The 18,158-nt window shown below is 40.6% G+C and carries 20 protein-coding genes; 8 read left to right on the plus strand and 12 right to left on the minus strand.

Going from position 1 to position 18,158, the window contains the following annotated elements:
• Window positions 1-119: 119 nt before the first annotated feature.
• Window positions 120-698 carry a hormogonium polysaccharide biosynthesis acetyltransferase HpsU gene (gene hpsU, locus RMY00_RS10155; protein WP_322647422.1) on the plus strand — a complete coding sequence of 193 codons (579 nt, stop codon included), beginning with the start codon at window positions 120-122 and terminating at the stop codon, window positions 696-698.
• A gap of 434 nt (window positions 699-1,132) precedes the next feature.
• Window positions 1,133-1,609, plus strand: coding sequence for a hypothetical protein (locus tag RMY00_RS10160; RefSeq protein WP_322647423.1), 477 nt, complete (start codon window positions 1,133-1,135; stop codon window positions 1,607-1,609).
• A 36-nt stretch (window positions 1,610-1,645) separates the two neighbouring features.
• Here the strand turns inward: RMY00_RS10160 and RMY00_RS10165 are convergent, their stop codons facing one another.
• From RMY00_RS10165 to RMY00_RS10175, 3 genes are all read right to left on the minus strand, one after another.
• The gene (locus RMY00_RS10165; protein WP_322647424.1) at window positions 1,646-2,044 is read right to left on the minus strand and encodes a nuclear transport factor 2 family protein; all 399 of its coding nucleotides are present in this window, start codon (window positions 2,042-2,044) and stop codon (window positions 1,646-1,648) included.
• Between the two features lie 38 nt (window positions 2,045-2,082).
• A complete protein-coding gene (locus RMY00_RS10170) occupies window positions 2,083-3,090 on the minus strand; it encodes a zinc-binding dehydrogenase (protein ID WP_322647425.1) in 1,008 nt (335 codons plus the stop codon).
• 86 nt (window positions 3,091-3,176) lie between these two features.
• Window positions 3,177-3,971, minus strand: coding sequence for an aspartyl/asparaginyl beta-hydroxylase domain-containing protein (locus RMY00_RS10175; protein WP_322647621.1), 795 nt, complete (start codon window positions 3,969-3,971; stop codon window positions 3,177-3,179).
• A 117-nt stretch (window positions 3,972-4,088) separates the two neighbouring features.
• Between RMY00_RS10175 and RMY00_RS10180 the strand changes: the two genes are divergently transcribed.
• Complete coding sequence (locus RMY00_RS10180) at window positions 4,089-5,573, plus strand: amidohydrolase family protein (RefSeq protein WP_322647426.1); 1,485 nt, start codon at window positions 4,089-4,091, stop codon at window positions 5,571-5,573.
• Window positions 5,574-5,603: 30 nt separating this feature from the next.
• On the opposite strand, the gene RMY00_RS10185 is transcribed toward RMY00_RS10180, so the two are convergent.
• From RMY00_RS10185 to RMY00_RS10195, 3 genes are all read right to left on the minus strand, one after another.
• Window positions 5,604-6,506, minus strand: a complete 903-nt coding sequence (locus RMY00_RS10185) for a DUF4437 domain-containing protein (protein WP_322647427.1) — start codon at window positions 6,504-6,506, stop codon at window positions 5,604-5,606.
• Window positions 6,507-6,615: 109 nt separating this feature from the next.
• Window positions 6,616-6,906 carry a protealysin inhibitor emfourin gene (locus RMY00_RS10190; RefSeq protein ID WP_322647428.1) on the minus strand — a complete coding sequence of 97 codons (291 nt, stop codon included), beginning with the start codon at window positions 6,904-6,906 and terminating at the stop codon, window positions 6,616-6,618.
• Between the two features lie 129 nt (window positions 6,907-7,035).
• The gene (locus RMY00_RS10195; protein WP_322647429.1) at window positions 7,036-8,115 is read right to left on the minus strand and encodes a M4 family metallopeptidase; all 1,080 of its coding nucleotides are present in this window, start codon (window positions 8,113-8,115) and stop codon (window positions 7,036-7,038) included.
• A gap of 234 nt (window positions 8,116-8,349) precedes the next feature.
• Here RMY00_RS10195 and RMY00_RS10200 point away from each other — a divergent pair, with 234 nt between their 5' ends.
• Both RMY00_RS10200 and RMY00_RS10205 read left to right on the plus strand, forming a co-directional pair.
• A complete protein-coding gene (locus RMY00_RS10200; RefSeq protein WP_416212060.1) occupies window positions 8,350-8,628 on the plus strand; it encodes a BrnT family toxin in 279 nt (92 codons plus the stop codon).
• Complete coding sequence (locus RMY00_RS10205; protein WP_322647430.1) at window positions 8,615-8,920, plus strand: hypothetical protein; 306 nt, start codon at window positions 8,615-8,617, stop codon at window positions 8,918-8,920. The genes RMY00_RS10200 and RMY00_RS10205 overlap by 14 nt, the downstream gene beginning before the upstream one ends.
• Here the strand turns inward: RMY00_RS10205 and RMY00_RS10210 are convergent.
• The gene (locus RMY00_RS10210) at window positions 8,898-10,187 is read right to left on the minus strand and encodes a type ISP restriction/modification enzyme (RefSeq protein ID WP_322647431.1); all 1,290 of its coding nucleotides are present in this window, start codon (window positions 10,185-10,187) and stop codon (window positions 8,898-8,900) included. The two genes, RMY00_RS10205 and RMY00_RS10210, sit on opposite strands and share 23 nt — an antisense overlap.
• 182 nt (window positions 10,188-10,369) lie before the next feature.
• Window positions 10,370-10,582, minus strand: a complete 213-nt coding sequence (locus RMY00_RS10215) for a hypothetical protein (RefSeq protein WP_322647432.1) — start codon at window positions 10,580-10,582, stop codon at window positions 10,370-10,372.
• Window positions 10,583-10,972: 390 nt separating this feature from the next.
• Here RMY00_RS10215 and RMY00_RS10220 point away from each other — a divergent pair, with 390 nt between their 5' ends.
• Window positions 10,973-12,175, plus strand: a complete 1,203-nt coding sequence (locus RMY00_RS10220; protein WP_322647433.1) for a HAMP domain-containing sensor histidine kinase — start codon at window positions 10,973-10,975, stop codon at window positions 12,173-12,175.
• An 83-nt stretch (window positions 12,176-12,258) separates the two neighbouring features.
• On the opposite strand, the gene RMY00_RS10225 is transcribed toward RMY00_RS10220, so the two are convergent.
• Together RMY00_RS10225 and RMY00_RS10230 are read right to left on the minus strand one after the other, a co-directional pair.
• On the minus strand, window positions 12,259-14,529 hold the full coding sequence (locus RMY00_RS10225; RefSeq protein ID WP_322647434.1) for a bifunctional (p)ppGpp synthetase/guanosine-3',5'-bis(diphosphate) 3'-pyrophosphohydrolase: 2,271 nt from the start codon (window positions 14,527-14,529) through the stop codon (window positions 12,259-12,261).
• Window positions 14,498-14,758 carry a hypothetical protein gene (locus RMY00_RS10230; protein WP_322647435.1) on the minus strand — a complete coding sequence of 87 codons (261 nt, stop codon included), beginning with the start codon at window positions 14,756-14,758 and terminating at the stop codon, window positions 14,498-14,500. Before RMY00_RS10230 ends, RMY00_RS10225 begins: the two co-directional genes overlap by 32 nt.
• Window positions 14,759-14,895: 137 nt before the next feature.
• On the opposite strand from RMY00_RS10230, the gene patD reads away from it, so the two are divergent.
• The gene (gene patD / locus RMY00_RS10235) at window positions 14,896-15,249 is read left to right on the plus strand and encodes a heterocyst frequency control protein PatD (protein WP_322647436.1); all 354 of its coding nucleotides are present in this window, start codon (window positions 14,896-14,898) and stop codon (window positions 15,247-15,249) included.
• Window positions 15,250-15,443: 194 nt separating this feature from the next.
• Here patD and RMY00_RS10240 read toward each other — a convergent pair whose 3' ends face one another.
• A complete protein-coding gene (locus tag RMY00_RS10240; protein WP_322647437.1) occupies window positions 15,444-16,040 on the minus strand; it encodes a TetR/AcrR family transcriptional regulator in 597 nt (198 codons plus the stop codon).
• Between the two features lie 295 nt (window positions 16,041-16,335).
• Between RMY00_RS10240 and RMY00_RS10245 the strand changes: the two genes are divergently transcribed.
• Complete coding sequence (locus tag RMY00_RS10245; protein WP_322647438.1) at window positions 16,336-17,925, plus strand: DHA2 family efflux MFS transporter permease subunit; 1,590 nt, start codon at window positions 16,336-16,338, stop codon at window positions 17,923-17,925.
• 18 nt (window positions 17,926-17,943) lie between these two features.
• Here RMY00_RS10245 and RMY00_RS10250 read toward each other — a convergent pair whose 3' ends face one another.
• Complete coding sequence (locus RMY00_RS10250; RefSeq protein WP_322647439.1) at window positions 17,944-18,084, minus strand: hypothetical protein; 141 nt, start codon at window positions 18,082-18,084, stop codon at window positions 17,944-17,946.
• Window positions 18,085-18,158 lie beyond the last annotated feature (74 nt).

An 18,158-nucleotide genomic window follows, 5' to 3' on the forward strand; every position in this document is an offset into this window, starting at 1 on the left:
CTATGACAATTTTAGATTTTTAATTTTTAATTTTGGATTGAAGGAAAAATTTAAAATCTAAAATCTAAAATCCAAATTTTAATTTTGAATTGAAGGAAAAATCTAAAATCCAAAATTGAATGACTAATGACCCTTTCGTAGATTTACGCAAATACGACCAATCCTGGTTTGATCGGGGGCGCCCAGGTTGGTATATTTTGTTATGGTGGCTTGTGCAAGCGATCGCCTTTCCCCTGACTCCTCAACCGTTAAATATTCTGCGTTGTGCTTTGCTACGACTATTTGGCGCTCGTATCGGTAAAGGCGTATTAATTCGACCCACTGCCCGCTTCACCTACCCTTGGAAAGTTACGATTGGCAACTACAGTTGGATTGGAGATAACGTAGTTTTATATAGCCTCGATCAGATCCTCATCGGTGAACACTGCGTAATTTCGCAAAAAAGCTACCTCTGTACTGGTAGTCATGATATCCAAGACCCCGCCTTTGGGTTGAAAACAGCGAGTATCACCATTGACAATGGTGCATGGGTAGCCGCAGATTGTTTTGTCGGGCCGGGAGTGAAAATTGGCGCTAATGCTGTGATTGGCGCTCGCAGTAGTGTTTTTACTGATATGCCTGCTGGGCAGGTTTGTTGGGGAAGCCCCTGTTGTTCCAAGACAGTTCGGATAAAACTTGATCCCTCCACAACCCCATGATTTGATGGATAAACAACATAGTAAGGTAGCACAGCTAGCTGTGCTACCTTTGTTTTCTATTTATATAGCGGATCCTAATCTTTAAAATAAATTTAATAATAGACCTCTTGGCAAAAGTGCTTTTTGCACTCTTGGGGAAAAGGGTTCATGTTAAAGGGGAAAAGGACGATACAGAACTTTTTCCCCTTCCCCCCGCCCCTTATCCCCAGAGGGGGCCCCACCTTCCCCTTTTCCCGACTTATGCAAGAAGTCTAATATGCAAGTATGAATTTTAACAAAAATATCATTCTAATAGTTGATGATACTCATATTCACTTAAAAGTATTAATACAAAGTAGAGTTAGTCATTTGTGATTAGTGAATGCAGATGCCCAAGCAAAATTGTAAGCAGCAGTGGTAATATATTTTTACGGCTGCTCTAATCCTTGCTATTGATGAACAAATTACTGGATGAAACGCTGTCAATCAAAATTGCTGAAAGTATAAACAGCAGAGCTAGCACTCCGTTTGATAATGCTTATAAAGCAGCATTATCCACTGAGGGAGCAAGATATATTCAGGGATTTTTAGCTTTTGCAGGGAAACCATACAGACCGATTGAACACGGTTGGATTGAGGTAGGCAACGGTTCCGATGTCCGTATTGTCGATCCTACATTACCGTACCTAAACAAAAATCCTCAAGAACTTTGGTATTTTGCAGCACAAAGGCTGAGTGTTAAAAAACTGAAAGCCATCATTGAAGAATCTAAAGAAGATTATCCAGAAGATGATCCATTGCCAATCTATGGCGATCCACCTTATGAATATTACGGTGATGTAATGTTGGGTGGTCAAGACTATCTAGCAGCATATCAAGCCGCAGAGGCTAAATGCCGAGAAATCAGCGAACTAAACCCTGAGAGTAACTAAGAAGAGTCTATTAAATAATTCATAATTACGAATTATTTAATATGATTTACTGTCACTGCCAAAGTATTCCCTATAGCTGCAAATTTTTTCTCCACGCACATCAAAAGAAACTGCTACCCGATTTTTGTAAGGCTGTCCAAACAAAAGTCCTTCATCCCGAAACTCAAAGACAGCCGTTGTTTCATTGCTAGTAACACGGTCTAGACTAGTCAGGTTCAACCCAGGACTGAATGATTCAGAAACGTATTGGAAAAATTCTCTAGCTCTCTCTTTTCCCACATTCAAACCGTGGAATTTTCCCATTGGGAACCAAAGGGTAAAATCTTCTGTGAGCATATCTAAAAATGGTTCCCACTCTCCTGTTGCCATACCATGCGTTAGATTCTCAAATGCCTGTTGAGCAACTTTTAAAGTATTTTCTGAATTTTGTGTCATTCTCACCCCCGACCGGATATAAACTAATACCATGTTACTTAAAACCTCACCACCACTTTGCCACAATTCTGACCACTGAGAAGATATTCTACAGCGTCGGGTATAGATTCTATGCCTTGAAACTGTGTTGGGTCAACGGCAACTTTAAGTTTGTCTGTGTAGAACAGGTTTAAAAGGCGATCGCGTGTCTCTAACATATATTCTTTATAATGAGGCATCAGAAAACCTCTCACAGAAGCAGCTTTCCAAAATAGCTGGTGATAAATGCGTGATTGTATAATTTGCTCTACATTATTTGCGTATTCAGAAATAAAACCAACCGCTACTAAACGTCCGCGCACTGCCAAGTTTTCAACACAAGTATCAAATACTGCTTTGCCTACACACTCAAAAATTAGATTAATCCCATTGGGGTATTCTTGTTTGAGAACTTGATTGAGGTTTTCTGTGCGATAGTTGATAATGCGATCGCACCCTAATTCCTTTAATAAATCTGCCTTCGCCTCAGAACTGCAAGTACCAATGACATGATTCCCGGCTAACTTTGCCAATTGCACCGCAATATGACCGGTTCCTCCTGCTGCTGCTGTTACTAGAACGACTTCATTACTTTTCATCTCTCCCACTTGTTCCAATGCAACCAAAGCTGATATACCTGTAGGTATTAGTGTTAGCACCTCTGGCGTTGCTTCCCGCACCTTCACCGCTAAGTTTGCATCGATAAGCTGATATTCTCGATAACCGCCACCACGCACCGTAGTTATTACAGCATCACCTATTTGAAAATCTTTAACATTTTCACCTACAGCAACAACTTTTCCCACAGCTTCCACGCCCAAGTCAAAGGGAGGAATCAAGTTAACATAGGGAACTCCACCACGACAAAGTAAGGTGTCAAAGCCACCGTTAACGCCAGCAAATTTGTTTTGAATTAAAAGTTCACTAGACGCAGGTTTAGAAATAGGAACTTCTACAATTTCAATGGCAGATTTAAAATCTTGATTAAGTTGTTTTGCTATTAACTTTTTATAAGTTTTTGCGTTCATTTACTCATCTTATTTAAATATAAATGAGGGAGTTTTAGTTGAAAGTATAACGCACCATTAAAAATCTAAGGTGCATTATACTAAGCTTATAAAGCTTTATCCCACTCTAATTGATGAGCTAAACCATACTTGATAAAATCTTCTTCTTTAGCTTTATCGCTTTTACTAAAAACACCTAAGCTGTAAGGATTATCTTGCATACGTTGCGTAACTTGCTCTTTTTCAAATCGGATAACTTCATCTCTAGGTTTATCGGGTTTAAAAAAATCTACAACCAAGACGGTTCTATCATAATTAGTGTAATTGTGTGGACAATGTGGATAACTGTGATCTAAAACCAGGAATTTTCCTTCATGCCAATAAAGTTGCTCATGGCATATTTTCATAGCCACATCTCCCTTTGGGACGATTAATCCTAAATAGCCACGATTCATGTGAGGATTATAGTTTACATGCAGTTTGATATCTAAGCCTGGATGGAATGTTCCAAAATACACATTTCTGATGATTCCTTCATCGCTAAAGTTGACTTTTTCTATTACTTTAGCCAAACTCGGAAAATATTTTTCTCTTAATATAAGTGCTTTTTGTGATGCGTCATCTGGGCCATAGTCAGGATATTGTATTTGATGCGCTTGAATATATTTATCAATAAACATACCTTGAAATAAAATCCCAAAAGCACTGTATTTTGCATCACCTTTGGTTTTAATTGTTTGACTTTTAGGCCCCAAAATATCATAAGTTGACTTTAACTCGTCATCAGATGCATTCTTAAAAAAACATATAAACTCATCTCTAATCACTTGCCAGTTATCTTCAAAACTTTTGAGGAAAGCAAATTCTTTTGGGTCTATATGATATTCATTAAACCTTTCCATTGTCTTTTCTCCTGAAGATGATTTCATAAAAAACCGTTATATAATGATGAAATTTGGTCTTCGTCCCAATTCGATGTTGGAATTCCTGACTAAACTCATTTTAGTGTGAGGTCTACTGTGTCTGAAACTCCCGTATTAGATAAAATTATCAAAAATGTGCGGGTAGTTCGTCCCCATCAGGATGCAATCGAACTACTTGATTTAGGCATTAAGGATGGAAAGTTTGCTCAGATTGCCTCTAATATTAGCCCAGACACAGGTAAAGAGGTATTTGATGGCAAAAACCTACTAGGCTTTCCTGGGGTCGTAGATGCCCACATGCACATCGGTATCTATCAACCTTTGGATAAAGATGCTGTAACTGAAAGCAAAGCAGCAGCAATGGGAGGTGTGACAACCAGCTTAAATTATATCCGTACAGGGCAGTATTATCTTAACAAAGGCGGCTCCTACCGCGATTTTTTTCCAGAGGTCTTGGCGTTATCCGCAGGTAATTTTTTTGTAGATTACAGATATCACATCGCACCTATAGCTAGCCAGCATATTGACGAAATACCTTTATTATTTGAAGAACACGGTGTTTCTTCGTTTAAAATCTTCATGTTTTATGGCGGATATGGGTTGCATGGTTTGTCAGACCAGCAAAACCTCTTTTTGATGATTAATAAAGAGGAACGGTACGATTTCGCCCATTTTGAATTTATTATGCGTGGTCTAACTCGCTTGATGGAAGCACATCCAGAAGCGCGAGATATTATCAGCTTGAGTTTGCATTGCGAAGTTGCAGAAATTCTCAACGCCTACACCAAAATAGTTGAAAACGATTCTAGTCTTAGCGGATTACACGCTTACAGTGCAGCACGTCCACCTCATTCCGAAGGGTTAGCAATTTGCATTGCTTCTTATTTGGCGCATGAGACTAACTGTGCAAATATCAATTTGCTGCACCTGAGTTCGCGTAAAGCAATGGAAGCAGCTTTGACTATGCAAACTGCTTTTCCTCATATCAATTTTCGGCGAGAAGTTACTATCGGACATTTACTATTAGATGTCGATACTCCCAATACAATTTGGGCAAAAGTCAACCCTCCTATTCGTCCCCGTGCTGATGTGGAATACTTATGGCAAGCAGTACTCAACAATCAAGTAGATTGGATAGTTAGCGACCACGCTTGCTGTTCTGCTGAACAAAAAAGAAGTGCTAAAGACCCGAATAATATTTGGTTAGCGAAGTCTGGTTTTGGCGGGACAGAATATTTACTTTCTGGTGTATTTAGTGAAGGTAGCAAGCGGGGGATGTCTTACAACCAGATGGCTAAGTTGTTATCTTGGAACCCATCGCGGCGTTTTGGTTTGTTAGAAAAAGGCGATATTGCAATTGGCTATGATGCTGACTTGGTGCTGGTAAATTCCAATGAAAGCTTTGTAGTATGCGCTGCTGAGTCGGAGTCACAACAAGGTTACACACCTTTTGAAGGAGTGGAGTTAACTGGAAGGGTAAAAAGTACTTTTTTGCGCGGAAATTTGATTTACAACAATGGACAGGTTATAGGTTCACCTATTGGGCGGTATTTAAAAAGACCTTCTAGAATGCCCACATAGAAACCTTGCTGGTTACAAACTATATGTTAATTAGTATGGATATGACAAGACTGTTCCAACTTGTGATAAATCTCTATCAACTCTGACAAAGAACAAACCGCCATCATCTGTTCTATGCCAAGGAGAGGTCATAAAACTAGGGCCATAAGCAAAATAATCTTTTACAAATCGGTGATCTCCAATATCACAGTATCCAGCTAGGCAATACCCTTCCTCGTTATAACATTGAATCATTGGGGACTTACCATCATAATGTGGCAAGATAGCAAGCAGCCAGACTCCACCTCCGTTACTATTCTTCCTTAGCCACTTCTTATTTGCTTGTACAAATTGAACTGTATCTGTATTGCCCCACGGTAGCAATTTGCTATCTAATGCTGGGATGAAGCCACTTAACTTAGCATCTGGATGATTATTTAGTGCATATTTATACTTGAGAGAACCGTTTTCCATCCAGAGGATTTCCGCTTCCTCATCACCTAGTACTTTCCAAGGGCCTACTCTTACTCCTGCAGGGATAAAGGAGTAGCCATGCTTGCTTAATCGCCACTCTCCTACTTGGATTGCACCCCTAAGCATGAAAATCTCTAAATCAGAAGTAAAAAAGCCAGACGGTGCTTCAAATTGCCGTGGTATTACAACTCTTGAGGTTGATGCACCACTGTCATGCCAAGTAAGTAATCGACGGCTTCCAGCTACTACATTCTCTGGCATTCCACTGACTCGCCAACCGTGTTCTTCTGGTAGGGTATTTGTATCAAAGAATTGGTATTGGCGAGGTACATACTCTTTCGAGATCGCTGTGTGTCTTCCTGATAAATTCATGCGCCCTCTGCCATCTCCACCCCAATCCTCTTTTACAGATGCTACGTGCAAAAAATCATCAGTTTGGTTTTCTTCTGCGGAATTAAAGTTTATATTTTCTTCGCCCACGACTTCGCATTCTCCTAGTTATATGCTTTTCTTTAGGCATTCAATTTTATATTGTGTTGGCTGGATTTTCCTCCAAAAATTAAATTGTTAATTTAGCAAATTACCTTTTCTATGCTATGGTTTGTAACCATTCAATCAGGGGTCTTAAAGTTCCTGGCAATGCTGCCTCACTAACAATCACTGTATGCTGCTTGCCGTTATCTTCTACTGTTAACTTATACTGAAAGCGATCGCTCTGAGGATTTGGCGAGGTAATATGTTCAGGTAGCCTAAATAAATCAGCAACTTCCACCAGTCGGACAAGTGTGCTGGCTTCATTTGGCGGGAGAGTATTTGTATCAACGCTTGTTTTCTTAGTAATCCCAGCAAAGCCGCCTGTGCGTTCAAAGGATATCTGCATTTTTCTGCTCTCCATTGTGCTACCTGGTTGGGAAAATACAAGTACTGGGAGATGATAGTTTTCACCTCCCGGTTTAGCAATAACAAATAGTACATCTAAAAGTTAGAAGTTAAAATAAAACTCCTAATTCTAAACAACTCCTACATTTTGCCAAGCATTCTGTACAGCTTTTTGCTCATCACTGTCATTACCGTAGACTTCGCCTGCAACTTTAATGGTGACGTCGGCAGCTTTTTTAAAATCTGCTTTGGCATTTAAGCGATCGCGTAAAGCAATATACCAGATTTTGCCTACTGTTTCCCAAGCATAACCACCAATCTCAACAGCCGCTAGATAAAAGGCATGGTTAGGAATTCCTGAGTTGATATGCACCCCGCCGTTATCATCAGTACCAGTATATTTATCTTTTATATGGGCTGGTTGCGGATCTTTACCCAATAATGGGTCATTGTATGCTGTTCCTGGTGCTTTTAGCGATCGCAGGGCAACACCTTTAACTGTGGGTATCAACAGACCTTCGCCAATCAGCCAATCTGCCTCTTGTGCAGTCTGATTTTTGCTCTTTTGTTTTACTAGGGAACCGAAGACATCAGAAAACGATTCATTCAGTGCCCCAGGTTCGCCATAATACTGTAAACCCGCTTCATGCTGGGTTATACCATGAACTAGTTCATGCCCAATAACATCTATTGACTTGGTGAAGCATTGAAACATTTCTCCGTCGCCATCACCATAAACCATTTGGTCACCGTTCCAAAAGGCGTTGTCATATTTTTCCCCATAATGCACGGTGGAGTCTAAGCGTAGTCCTTTGTCGTCGATGGAATTGCGATCAAATATCTCATAAAACAATTCATAAGTAGCACCAGCAGCATCGTAGGCTTCATTAACTGCTTCATCACTGCTGGGAGGATCTCCCTCACCACGCACTAGTGTACCAGGAAGTTGCTGGCCATATTTTGCATCGTAGATAGTGCGCCGCTTTATACCCGGAGAAGGTGCAAAGGAGACATTACCTGTTACATCTCTCCGTCCACGAAGCTGTGCCGAAATATTTAATGTATGAAAAGCCCAACTACGCTGCTGGGAGTTGCCATTTACAACGATATTTTCCAGGATATGGGGCGGGATAATACAACAAATAGGGCATCTAGAGTTAAGTGAATGTTCAGACTTGAACCCGGCTGATTTCTTTTTATTTCGAGCCATCTAAGATGTTCTCCTTTTGAAACTAAGTGATGGCAAACAAAAGAGCAAAAAAACGGTATCACGGTATTATAGATACACTAATCAATATTAATCATCCATCATTACCCAGGTATATGGTACATCGGTGGGAGGAACTTTTAGTATTAAAATATATGGACTAAAATATACTTTTTCAAAAATAACGTACAATATTATTGAGAGGCTTGCTAAATTCGTCATAGTGAGGGTAATTCTGTGGAATTGGGGTTTGAATGGCATGAAAAAAAAGCCAAAGAAAACCTCAAGAAGCATGGAATTAGCTTTGAGGAAGCAAAAACTGTATTCAATGACCCGTTTTCGATTACTATTACTGATCCTGACCACTCAATTGAGGAAGAACGATACATTGATATTGGTCTTTCTTTACGAGGAGAGTTACTCGTTGTAGTTTATACAGAACGTCAATCCAATATTCGCATTATCAGTTGCCGCCAAGCCACAAAAGCAGAACGGAAAGTTTATGAACAAAGTTAATTCTGAGCAGCCTGATATCACGGATAACGATATGCTTCCAGAGTACGATTTCACTGATGGTGTTCGTGGAAAGCATTACCAAGCTTATCGGCGTGGACATACTGTTACCATTCATCAAGCTGATGAGACAACTATTGTACAGCACTTTACTCTTGAAGATGGGGCAGTGATGCTTGATCCCGATGTACAAGAATATTTTCCTAATGAAGAAGCTGTTAATCGGGCTTTACGCACATTGATTAGTCTGTTCCCGAAAAATAACAAATCGATTACACCTCAATCTGTTGAATAATCTGCATTGTTTCCACGCTGACGGTGCAAACTCTTTGTAGTAAATCAATCACTTGTTCTTTATAATCTGCAAAGCGATATGTATTGAATTTTTCAGCAATAGTAGGGTCTTTAGGTTTCTTTTCTTTGTATTGATCTAAAATCCATTCTAAAGCACAACGGTTGCCAAGGCGATATTCCCAAGCAATTTTGGGGACACCTTCTAAAGTTGTGACATCATCTAAAATAATGGTTCCTTTCGTTATATCGGCTTTGAGTTTTGCCTTTGGTATCCTATTTTTAGCGAGAGGTAAATCAATTCGTTTTAAAGGATAACGTTCGACAGTTTCATAATTGATGTGCAAATCCATCAACTGTTTACCCCAGTTAACCCATTGGTGAAAGTCATCATAGAAGGGTAAGCAGGGAAATTCTCGTTTTAAATTGAGTTCGTATTTGGTGCGATAGGCAGGATTGTGCAAGACAGCGTAGGTGTAGTGGAAAATATCTAATTTGGTAATTGTCGAGTTGTTGTAATGGGTTTGGAATTGGGATAATCCCCAGTCGGTGATATTGTCGATGCGGTTGCCGTCTTTTTCGTAGCGGTAGAGGGGAAGGCATTGAGTTTTTTCAATTGTATCTAAGCCAATCAATACATCGGAACTCAGACAATGAAAGGATTTATTAGAGGCAATACCAGAAAAAGCAATAACTTTATTTTGGCTTTTTAAATTATTGGAAAACATTTCATAATGATTTTGAGTCAATCTATGGTTTAAAATCTTTTCTGTATACTGATAAAGTTTTAAATAGGGGCGGTACAGAGATTTTTCAATTAATTTTTTATCAAAAGTAAGTTTTCTCGTTGTATGTAGATAACTTTCTAATGACGAACTCCATTTAATACAGTTATCCATTTCTCCATCAACAACGGATAAGTTATATTTTTTAATAAAAAATTCTATTTTATGAATTAAATGTGGTTTACTAAAATCATAAACCCATTCGTCTCTTGTAGTCTCTATACCCCTGGTAAATAACTTAAATACTGCTTTCCCAGTTCTACCAGCTTTTACATCTTTATCAACTAATGGTAAAAGATTATCAAAATCATTATCTGTCTGGTTAATCCAGTTATGATTTTTATCTGGTGTAAGATGTTCAAAATGAATATCAGTAAATTTAGTTTCAGCTAAAAATTTTAATTTAGTTTCTGCTGTATCAAAATCAGGGCGACGATTGTAGAATATTTTACAAGGTGTACTGTTGCTGCTTTCCCTTTTGACCATCAATATAATAGCAACACCAGCTTGTATACCAAAAACATTATGTGTAGTTCCTGATATTTTAGGATTTTTCCTAACGTCTCCATGCAAATCAATAATGTAAATATGACTAAACTCATCAGTTACAATTTTTCTAAAACCATCAAATGTCCTAGCGTCAATAAATGATGAGTTAGTGATAAATGCTAAAATGCCATTTTTGTGCCATCTGGATAAACAAGTTTGCCGCTAGGTGTTTTGTAATCTAGTTCGGGAATAAGTCTAAATTCTCTAGGTTTGCAATATTCATTGACTAAGTTTTGAAATGCAACCCGAATCGATGTTTCTTTCCGTGAACCGCCATACTGGATAATTCTTTCTACTTCTGTGTGATATTGGCTAACCAGAAGCTTAGACATACTTTATCAAATTTTCATAATTTTATAACTTACCCAATTTAGCTGCTGTATCACCTAGAGAACCTCAGAATATTTAACGAATAAAAGTTAAAGTTGTTTTGAGATATCCGTAAAAACTAAGAGACGCGATTAATCGAGTCTCTGCAAAAGATATCTATATAAATACACTCACAATTTTAATTGTGTTGAAATTTCGTACTATGTTTGTAATCACAATCTAGTTAGTTAAGCGATCGCTCTTGCATTTATGATGAAATAAGTTAAAGTAATTAGTTCAGCAAGAAGCTGTTTTTTCACTAACCTCTATCTTCTATCAGGTGCGAAATTGACATTAAACGTACTAATTTAGCTATACTGGAACAGCCTTCGCTGTGTTTGGTTGGGCAAAAAATGGATTTTAGTCAAACTTTAATTGCAAAAAGTGATGCCATTCTTGATCAATGGGTAGAAGCTGTTTACCAAGATGAACAAATTGAAGCTACTAATGAACTTACTTTCAAAGCTGTACGGGATAGCTTACCCCGCGTTTTGAAAGCATTAGCAACAGTACTTTCTGAATCTGAAACGAGCGATTTGCAAACAGTAGTAGATGCAAGTTTAGAACACGGCACACTCCGCGCCCAACAGGGATTTGAACCAGCCGAAATTGCGCGAGAGTATCGTTTACTGCGGTTTGTGATTTTTTCCTTTTTAGAAGAAGATTTATTACAGGGATCTGCACAAGAGGTGTTAAGGGCTGTTCGCCTGATTGATACAGTAATTGATGAAGCGATCGCGCGTTGCTTTAACAGTTATACTCAAGGACGATTACAAGAGCTTAAACAACTCCAAAGTCAATTGCGCTTGACTAACCAAGAACTAACTCGTTTGGTTCGCGCTAATAAAGATAGTCTCTCTCATTTAGCTCATGAACTGAAAACCCCCCTCACCTCAATTATCGGTTACGCAGACTTATTTTTGCGCCAGCAGCGTCAACAATCAGAACTCAAAGACAGCTATGCAAATCTTGAAAGTATCGAGCGAGTTCTTAAGAGTGGTAGACTGCTTGTCCGGTTAATCAACGATACTCTGGAAATTTCGCGCTATGATGCCGGACAGATGAAATTGCACCCTACTCTAAGCGATGTGCTTAGTTTAATCAACTTTATTTTAGAAATGGTTGAGCCATTAGCGCGTGCTAAAGAATTATCCTTAGTTGTTGAATGCGAACGCGCTCCAAGTCAAGTGATTACAGATCCGCTTCGGCTTCAGCAAATTCTGACAAATCTGCTGAGTAATGCAATTCGCTACACAGAATCTGGCTCAATTCATTTGGAGTGCTGGACGGTATCTCAACAGCAATGGGCTATCTCTGTTACTGATACTGGTATTGGTATTTCTTTAGATGCTCAAGCACAAATCTTCAATCCTTATTTTCGGGAAGTGACTGCTCCCCAAGTGCAAAGTTCTGATGGTACAGGATTAGGTTTAGCAATAGTCTCTCGATTGGTTCAGTTAATGGATGGTGAAATTAAAGTAGATTCACAGCTAGGAAAAGGGTCTACATTTACAGTAATTTTGCCATTAGAAACCATCACCTATGATCGGGGCTGATTATTTCAAGGAAATTTGAAAATGAAATCGCAACTTAAATTGGTGCGTTACACTGCGTTAACGCACCTTACCAATTGGGACACCTACTCGTCAATTTGACCAATGCGGCGGATATTCAAAATGTCGCTCATTTTCTTAATTTGGACAAACACTTGCTCTAATTGAGAGCGATCGCGTATATCTATTCCTAAGTCGATTAATGCAGGTTGACCAGCACAGGTTTTCACCTGAGCATGGCGGACATTTATTCCTTGGTCACTCAACCGTGACAAAATATCCTTTAGCACCCCTACGCGGTCAAGGGCTTCAATTTGAACATCTACAGGATACGTGTGCGGACGACCACTATTTTCGGCGGCTGGGTTCCACCTAACTGGTACTAAGCGCTCATATTCCACAGTTTCCAGATTATTGCAGCCTTGGCGATGAATCGAAATCCCCCTACCGCGCGTCACCACACCAATAATTGGTTCGCCAGGAATCGGGGTACAACACCCAGCTAAATAATAAACCAACCCCTCTACCCCAATAATTGGTGAATCACTGGCGCGGGAGATAGGCGCAGGTGAATCCCGCAAAGCTTTTGATGTACTTGGTTCTTTGGGAATAAATGGCGACACAGTGGAAATTGGTTGTTGTGCTTTCGCCACTTCTCGCCAACGATTTAGCACCAAATTCAATGTCACTTCTCCGTAACCCAAACCCGCGAGTAAATCGTCCACACTATGGTAGTTACACTTTTGGGCGACAGTCTCCATTGCATCCGATTTCAGCAAGCTATCAAAACCAGTTTTACCGAGTTCCTTTTCTAACAATTCGCGTCCACGGGCAACATTTTCTTCCCGGCGCGATCGCTTGTACCATTGTTTTATTCGATATTTTGCCGCCGAACTTCTGACAAAGTTCAACCAATCCAAACTCGGATGGCAGTTCTTTTGGGTAAGAACTTCTACAATATCCCCATTTTGTAGCCGCGTTGACAAAGATACCATTCGCCCATTCACCCGCGCCCCTGAACAATGGTTTCCTACTTCGGTATGAATCCGATAAGCAAAATCTACAGTGGTGGAACCGGGACTTAAAGGAACAACATCTCCCTTAGGGGTGAAGACATAGACATCATCTTCAAATAGATTATCTTTGATGCTATCAAGATATTCTTGGGCATCCTTAAGATCAGTTTGCCATTCAAGCAGTTGTCGCAGCCAAGTAAACTTGTCATCCGTCCCTGTCAAATGGCTAATACTAGAACCTCCCGTTTCTTTGTACTTCCAATGGGCGGCAATCCCGTACTCGGCGATATGATGCATTTCGATTGTCCGAATTTGCACCTCTAAAGGACGGCCAGTTAGTCCAATCACCCCAGTATGTAACGACTGATAACGGTTAGGCTTTGGCAGCCCAATGTAGTCTTTAAATCTCCCAGGAATTGGGCGAAAAGCATCATGAACCACCGCCAACGCCCGATAGCATTCCTCATTAGTTTGAACAATAATCCGCAGCGCCGCCAAATCGTAAATTTCATGAAATTCTTTTTGCTGGCGGTGCATTTTTTGGTAAATGCTATAAAGGTGCTTGGGACGACCGCTAATATCCTGAAAGCGGATTCCGGCTTGCTGCAAACGTTCTTGCAACATTTTCGTAGCTTTAGCCAATTTCTCTTCTCGCGCCGTTCGTTTTTCGGAAACAAGCTCCTGCATTTGACGGAAAGCTTCCGGTTCCAAATACTTAAAAGCCAAATCTTCCAGTTCCCATTTAATTCGCCAAATCCCCAAGCGATTGGCTAAAGGCGCAAAAATATCTCGCGTTTCTTGGGCACTGCGGCGGCGGCTGGCCTCGGACATATATTGTAAAGTTCGCATATTATGCAAACGATCTGCCAATTTCACTACAATTACCCGAATATCTTGCGCCATTGCCAAAAACATTCGCCGGAAATTTTCGGCTTGACTTTCGGTTTTGCTGGTGAAATTAATTTTAGAAAGCTTGGTGACACCTTCAACCAATTGCCGCACTTCTGCGCCAAAACGTTCTTCTATTTCTTGACTTGTTACTTCTGTATCTTCAACGACATCATGAAGAAACCCAGCTGCTATCATAGCAGCACTGCCTCCAAAATCATGCAGCAAGTCGGCTACAGCAACGGGATGAGCGATGTATGGTTCTCCCGATTTGCGATATTGACCTTGATGCAGTTGGTAAGCAAATTCAAATGCGCGACCAATTAAGACTGCATCACTGTGCTTTCGGTCATCTTCCGGTGCGCCACTACTTGTGGATGACTCCTTCAAACATTTCTTTAACCATTCTGGAATGGTTAGATCAATTGATGAATTTATAGCTAGACTGCTCATACAATTGGGTTGGTATAGGATTGGTAGATAAGTGAATGATAAATAAAACTGGCAGCATCAATCTTAGAAGATGCTGTCGCCCAGAGACGGGTAAAAAACCAATGTAAGGATGATTTTCCAATTGCCGATAGCGTAGCGTAAAGCCTTCTCTACGAGAGGCTGCGCCAACGGCATAGATTCGCTTAGAGCGACGCAGGAGCGTCCGGTAGTCATCCAATTTGAGTTTCAAGGTTCATAAAGAAAATCCATTGATGGCAAACAAAGCCCCAAATCCTGATTTGAGGCTTTTAGTGCTGATAAGTCTTTAAGAAAGTTTATTGTAGAAGAAAAATTACTTGACATTAATACTATCTTAACTAGCACCGGATGTCTTTAAACCCTGAGAAATATTTGGCACTCGTAACCTTGCTAGAGCAATTACGTTCCGATGCCGCAACTACCCAAATTGTTGCACCAGAACTGCGGCAGCGTGTAGCCTCGTTGCAGCAATTCTTTGGGGAGCAGATTGTACCTTTGGCTGATGAAAACTGGCGAGTGCAATCTTATCAAACCGAAATGAGCAAGCAACTGCGCTTGTTGGCAATAGATGTGATGTTTTTGCAAGGAGCGCGGCAAGCATCTACTGCACAAACGAGACTTCAAACGATTAGCGATCGCTTGACAACCCTCATCCAATACTGTGATGCCATCCTGCAACCAGAAGCGGAAGGAGAAAAATAACAATTGTTCACCTTTTTCTCTAATTTCTCCATCATCTCATTTATGACCTGTGATGGAAAGTTATTTTGGTAACAAGTTGGGAGTGGGCATTGGGCATTGGGCATTGAAAAGAGGCAGAGCGGCGGGGGGCAGGGTGCAAAGGGGAAAATTCTTCTTCCCCTGCTTCCCCTGCCTCCCCTGCCTCCCCCGCCCCCTCATCTCCCATTCTCAATCCCTTTGAGGAGAAGATTTATTGTGCGGCGCATGTATGCTTCTACCGGCTCGGTTGTGGGTTTGAATATCAGTGCATAATATAGTGACCCGCTCACAAGGTCAATAATTAAGTCTACGTCTGCATCCTTGTGAATTTCGCCTCTAGACTTGGCACGCTCAAGTACTTTAGAAAAGGCTTCGCGTCGGAGTTTTGTATATTTTGTCCAGTAAACCTCTGCAAACTGAGGATTGCTAGACGCTGTACTAATTATCAAAGCCAGTGTCTGACGACCAAGGGGACTATCTATTTTTTTGGCGGCATTATTTATCAAAATATCCATGTCTCCCCAAAACCTGCCAGTATCAGGGATCACTAAATCATCTCTCAAACTTTCTATCGCGTCTGCAACTAGTTCTTCTTTGGAAGTGTAACGCCTATAGATAGTCGTTTTACCAACTCCAGCACGAGAAGCGATCGCTTCTATACTCATGCTTTCATATCCTACCTCTGCAAGCAGATCCAAAGTCGCTTGCACAATAGCCTGATTGGCGTGAATGCTGCGTGGTCTTCCAGAGGGGCTATTGATTTGCTTATTCATAAAAATATTATCCCCAAGCAATATCTTATTGGCCATTTGCTTCTAGCTTTGGGCATAGAAAGTAGCTTACAGGAAACAAATAAGCCCTATAACCCAATTCTCATGCATGAAAACAGCAGTAGTGACCATCCATCCTTAGCATAGGTATTTCTGCTACTTTTCATTGAATTTTCTCTTGACCATTTCAATATGATACGCTACGGTAGCGTATATATACAAAATTTAATTTTAGCTTTAGCATCAGTGTCCTAACTAAAGCATTGCTTGACATTTCCCAAATATTATTTATGTAATAATGGCTACCAATATTAAAAGTTCTAGTTTTGACGAATTTGGTTATGTCCACGGGCCATTGAAGTGGGCGATCGCTTTCACGGCTTCCCTTGGTGCTATTTTAGAAGTAATTGATACCAGTATTGTTAACGTAGCTCTCACTGATATCCAAGCGACTTTGGGTGCAACTGTCAGTGAAGTGGGTTGGGTAGTTAGCGGATATGCGATCGCTAACGTGGTCTTAATTCCCTTATCTGCATGGTTGGGAGATTACTTTGGACGTAAAACCTACTTTATCTTCTCGCTGATTGGTTTTACCATTTCCTCCGTTTTATGTGGGCTGTCCTTCAATCTACCGATGTTGATCGTTGCTCGAATTCTCCAAGGTTTATGCGGTGGCGGTTTGCTAGCGAAAGCCCAGGCGATTTTGTTCGAGACTTTTCCCCCGGCTGAACAAGGTTTAGCCCAAGCAGTTTTTGGTGTAGGTGTAATTGCTGGCCCGGCAATTGGCCCAACATTGGGAGGATTCTTAGTAGATGGTTTAGGCTGGCGCTGGATTTTCTTTGTTAACATTCCCTTTGGGATCATCGCAGTAGCGATGTCTTTGGCGTTTTTGCCAAAGAATAAAGCCAGGAAGGATACCCAAAATCAAGCTGTTGATTGGTGGGGGATTGGATTTTTAATCGTGGCTGTGGGTAGCTTACAAACTGTATTAGAAGAAGGGGAGCAAGATGACTGGTTTTCTTCTAGTTTTATTGTCACTCTGACGATTGTCGGTATTATCGGCTTGGGGTTGTTTATTTGGCGAGAACTAAAAACAGATCACCCGGCTGTGGATTTGAGAGTTTTGCGTCACCGTTCTTTAGCTGCGGGAAGCGTTCTCTCAGCAGTAGTGGGTATGGGACTTTATGGCGCACTTTTTGCTGTGCCAATATTTGCTCAGAGTGTGCTGCAATTTACGGCAACACAAACAGGATTATTATTAGCACCTGGGGCTTTAGCGTCTGCGATCGTTATGGTTTTATTAGGCAAACTGTCTAGTATAGTTGATGCCCGATTTTTAATTGCACTGGGCGCTGTCGGATCATCTGGAGTCATGTTTCAATTGGCGACAATTACCCCACAAACAGGTACAGATGATTTATTCTGGCCATTGGTATGGCGTGGGGCTTTTACCGTGTTGATGTTTCTGCCTTTGAGTTTGGCAGTTTTAGGGCCGCTACCCAAACAAGATGTTTCAGCCGGTTCTGGTTTCTACAACCTGACTCGACAATTAGGTGGCAGTATCGGCATTGCCCTACTTACTACTCTGCTTGACCAAAGACAGACTTTTCATCGAGCCATCTTGTTAACTAAACTTAGCCCTTATGACCCAGAAACCAATCAGCGTCTAGATTTACTCAATGGGGCACTCCAAAGCCAAGGCATGGATGCGGCAACAGCGCAACAACAGGCACTAGCTTTATTAAGTCAAACAGTAGATATTCAATCAGCTGTCTTATCTTACGCAGATTGTTTTCGAGTCGTAGGCGTAGGGTTCCTTTGCTCATTACCTCTGTTATTGTTCCTGGGCAAAGGCGGTGCAGGAGCGAAAGCGCCAATTGGTCACTAGTGGTCTGTCCCATCAAAATTAATGGGACAGACCACTAGGGATAAATAGCGATCGCATCCCAATTTTAAATTCTTTGATTGCAAAACTACGTAAAAACACGGCTTCCCAATTATTTTCTACTGAGAAGTCATAGAAAAAAGTTAATATACAGGGACTCATTTGTATTAAAATCAAAAGCCCTACTCAGTTTTGAGCAGGGCTATATGAAGTTTTATTATTAAAATTAGAAATCT

The sequence above is a fragment of the Nostoc sp. ChiVER01 genome (assembly GCF_034531155.1).
Lineage (GTDB): Bacteria > Cyanobacteriota > Cyanobacteriia > Cyanobacteriales > Nostocaceae > Nostoc.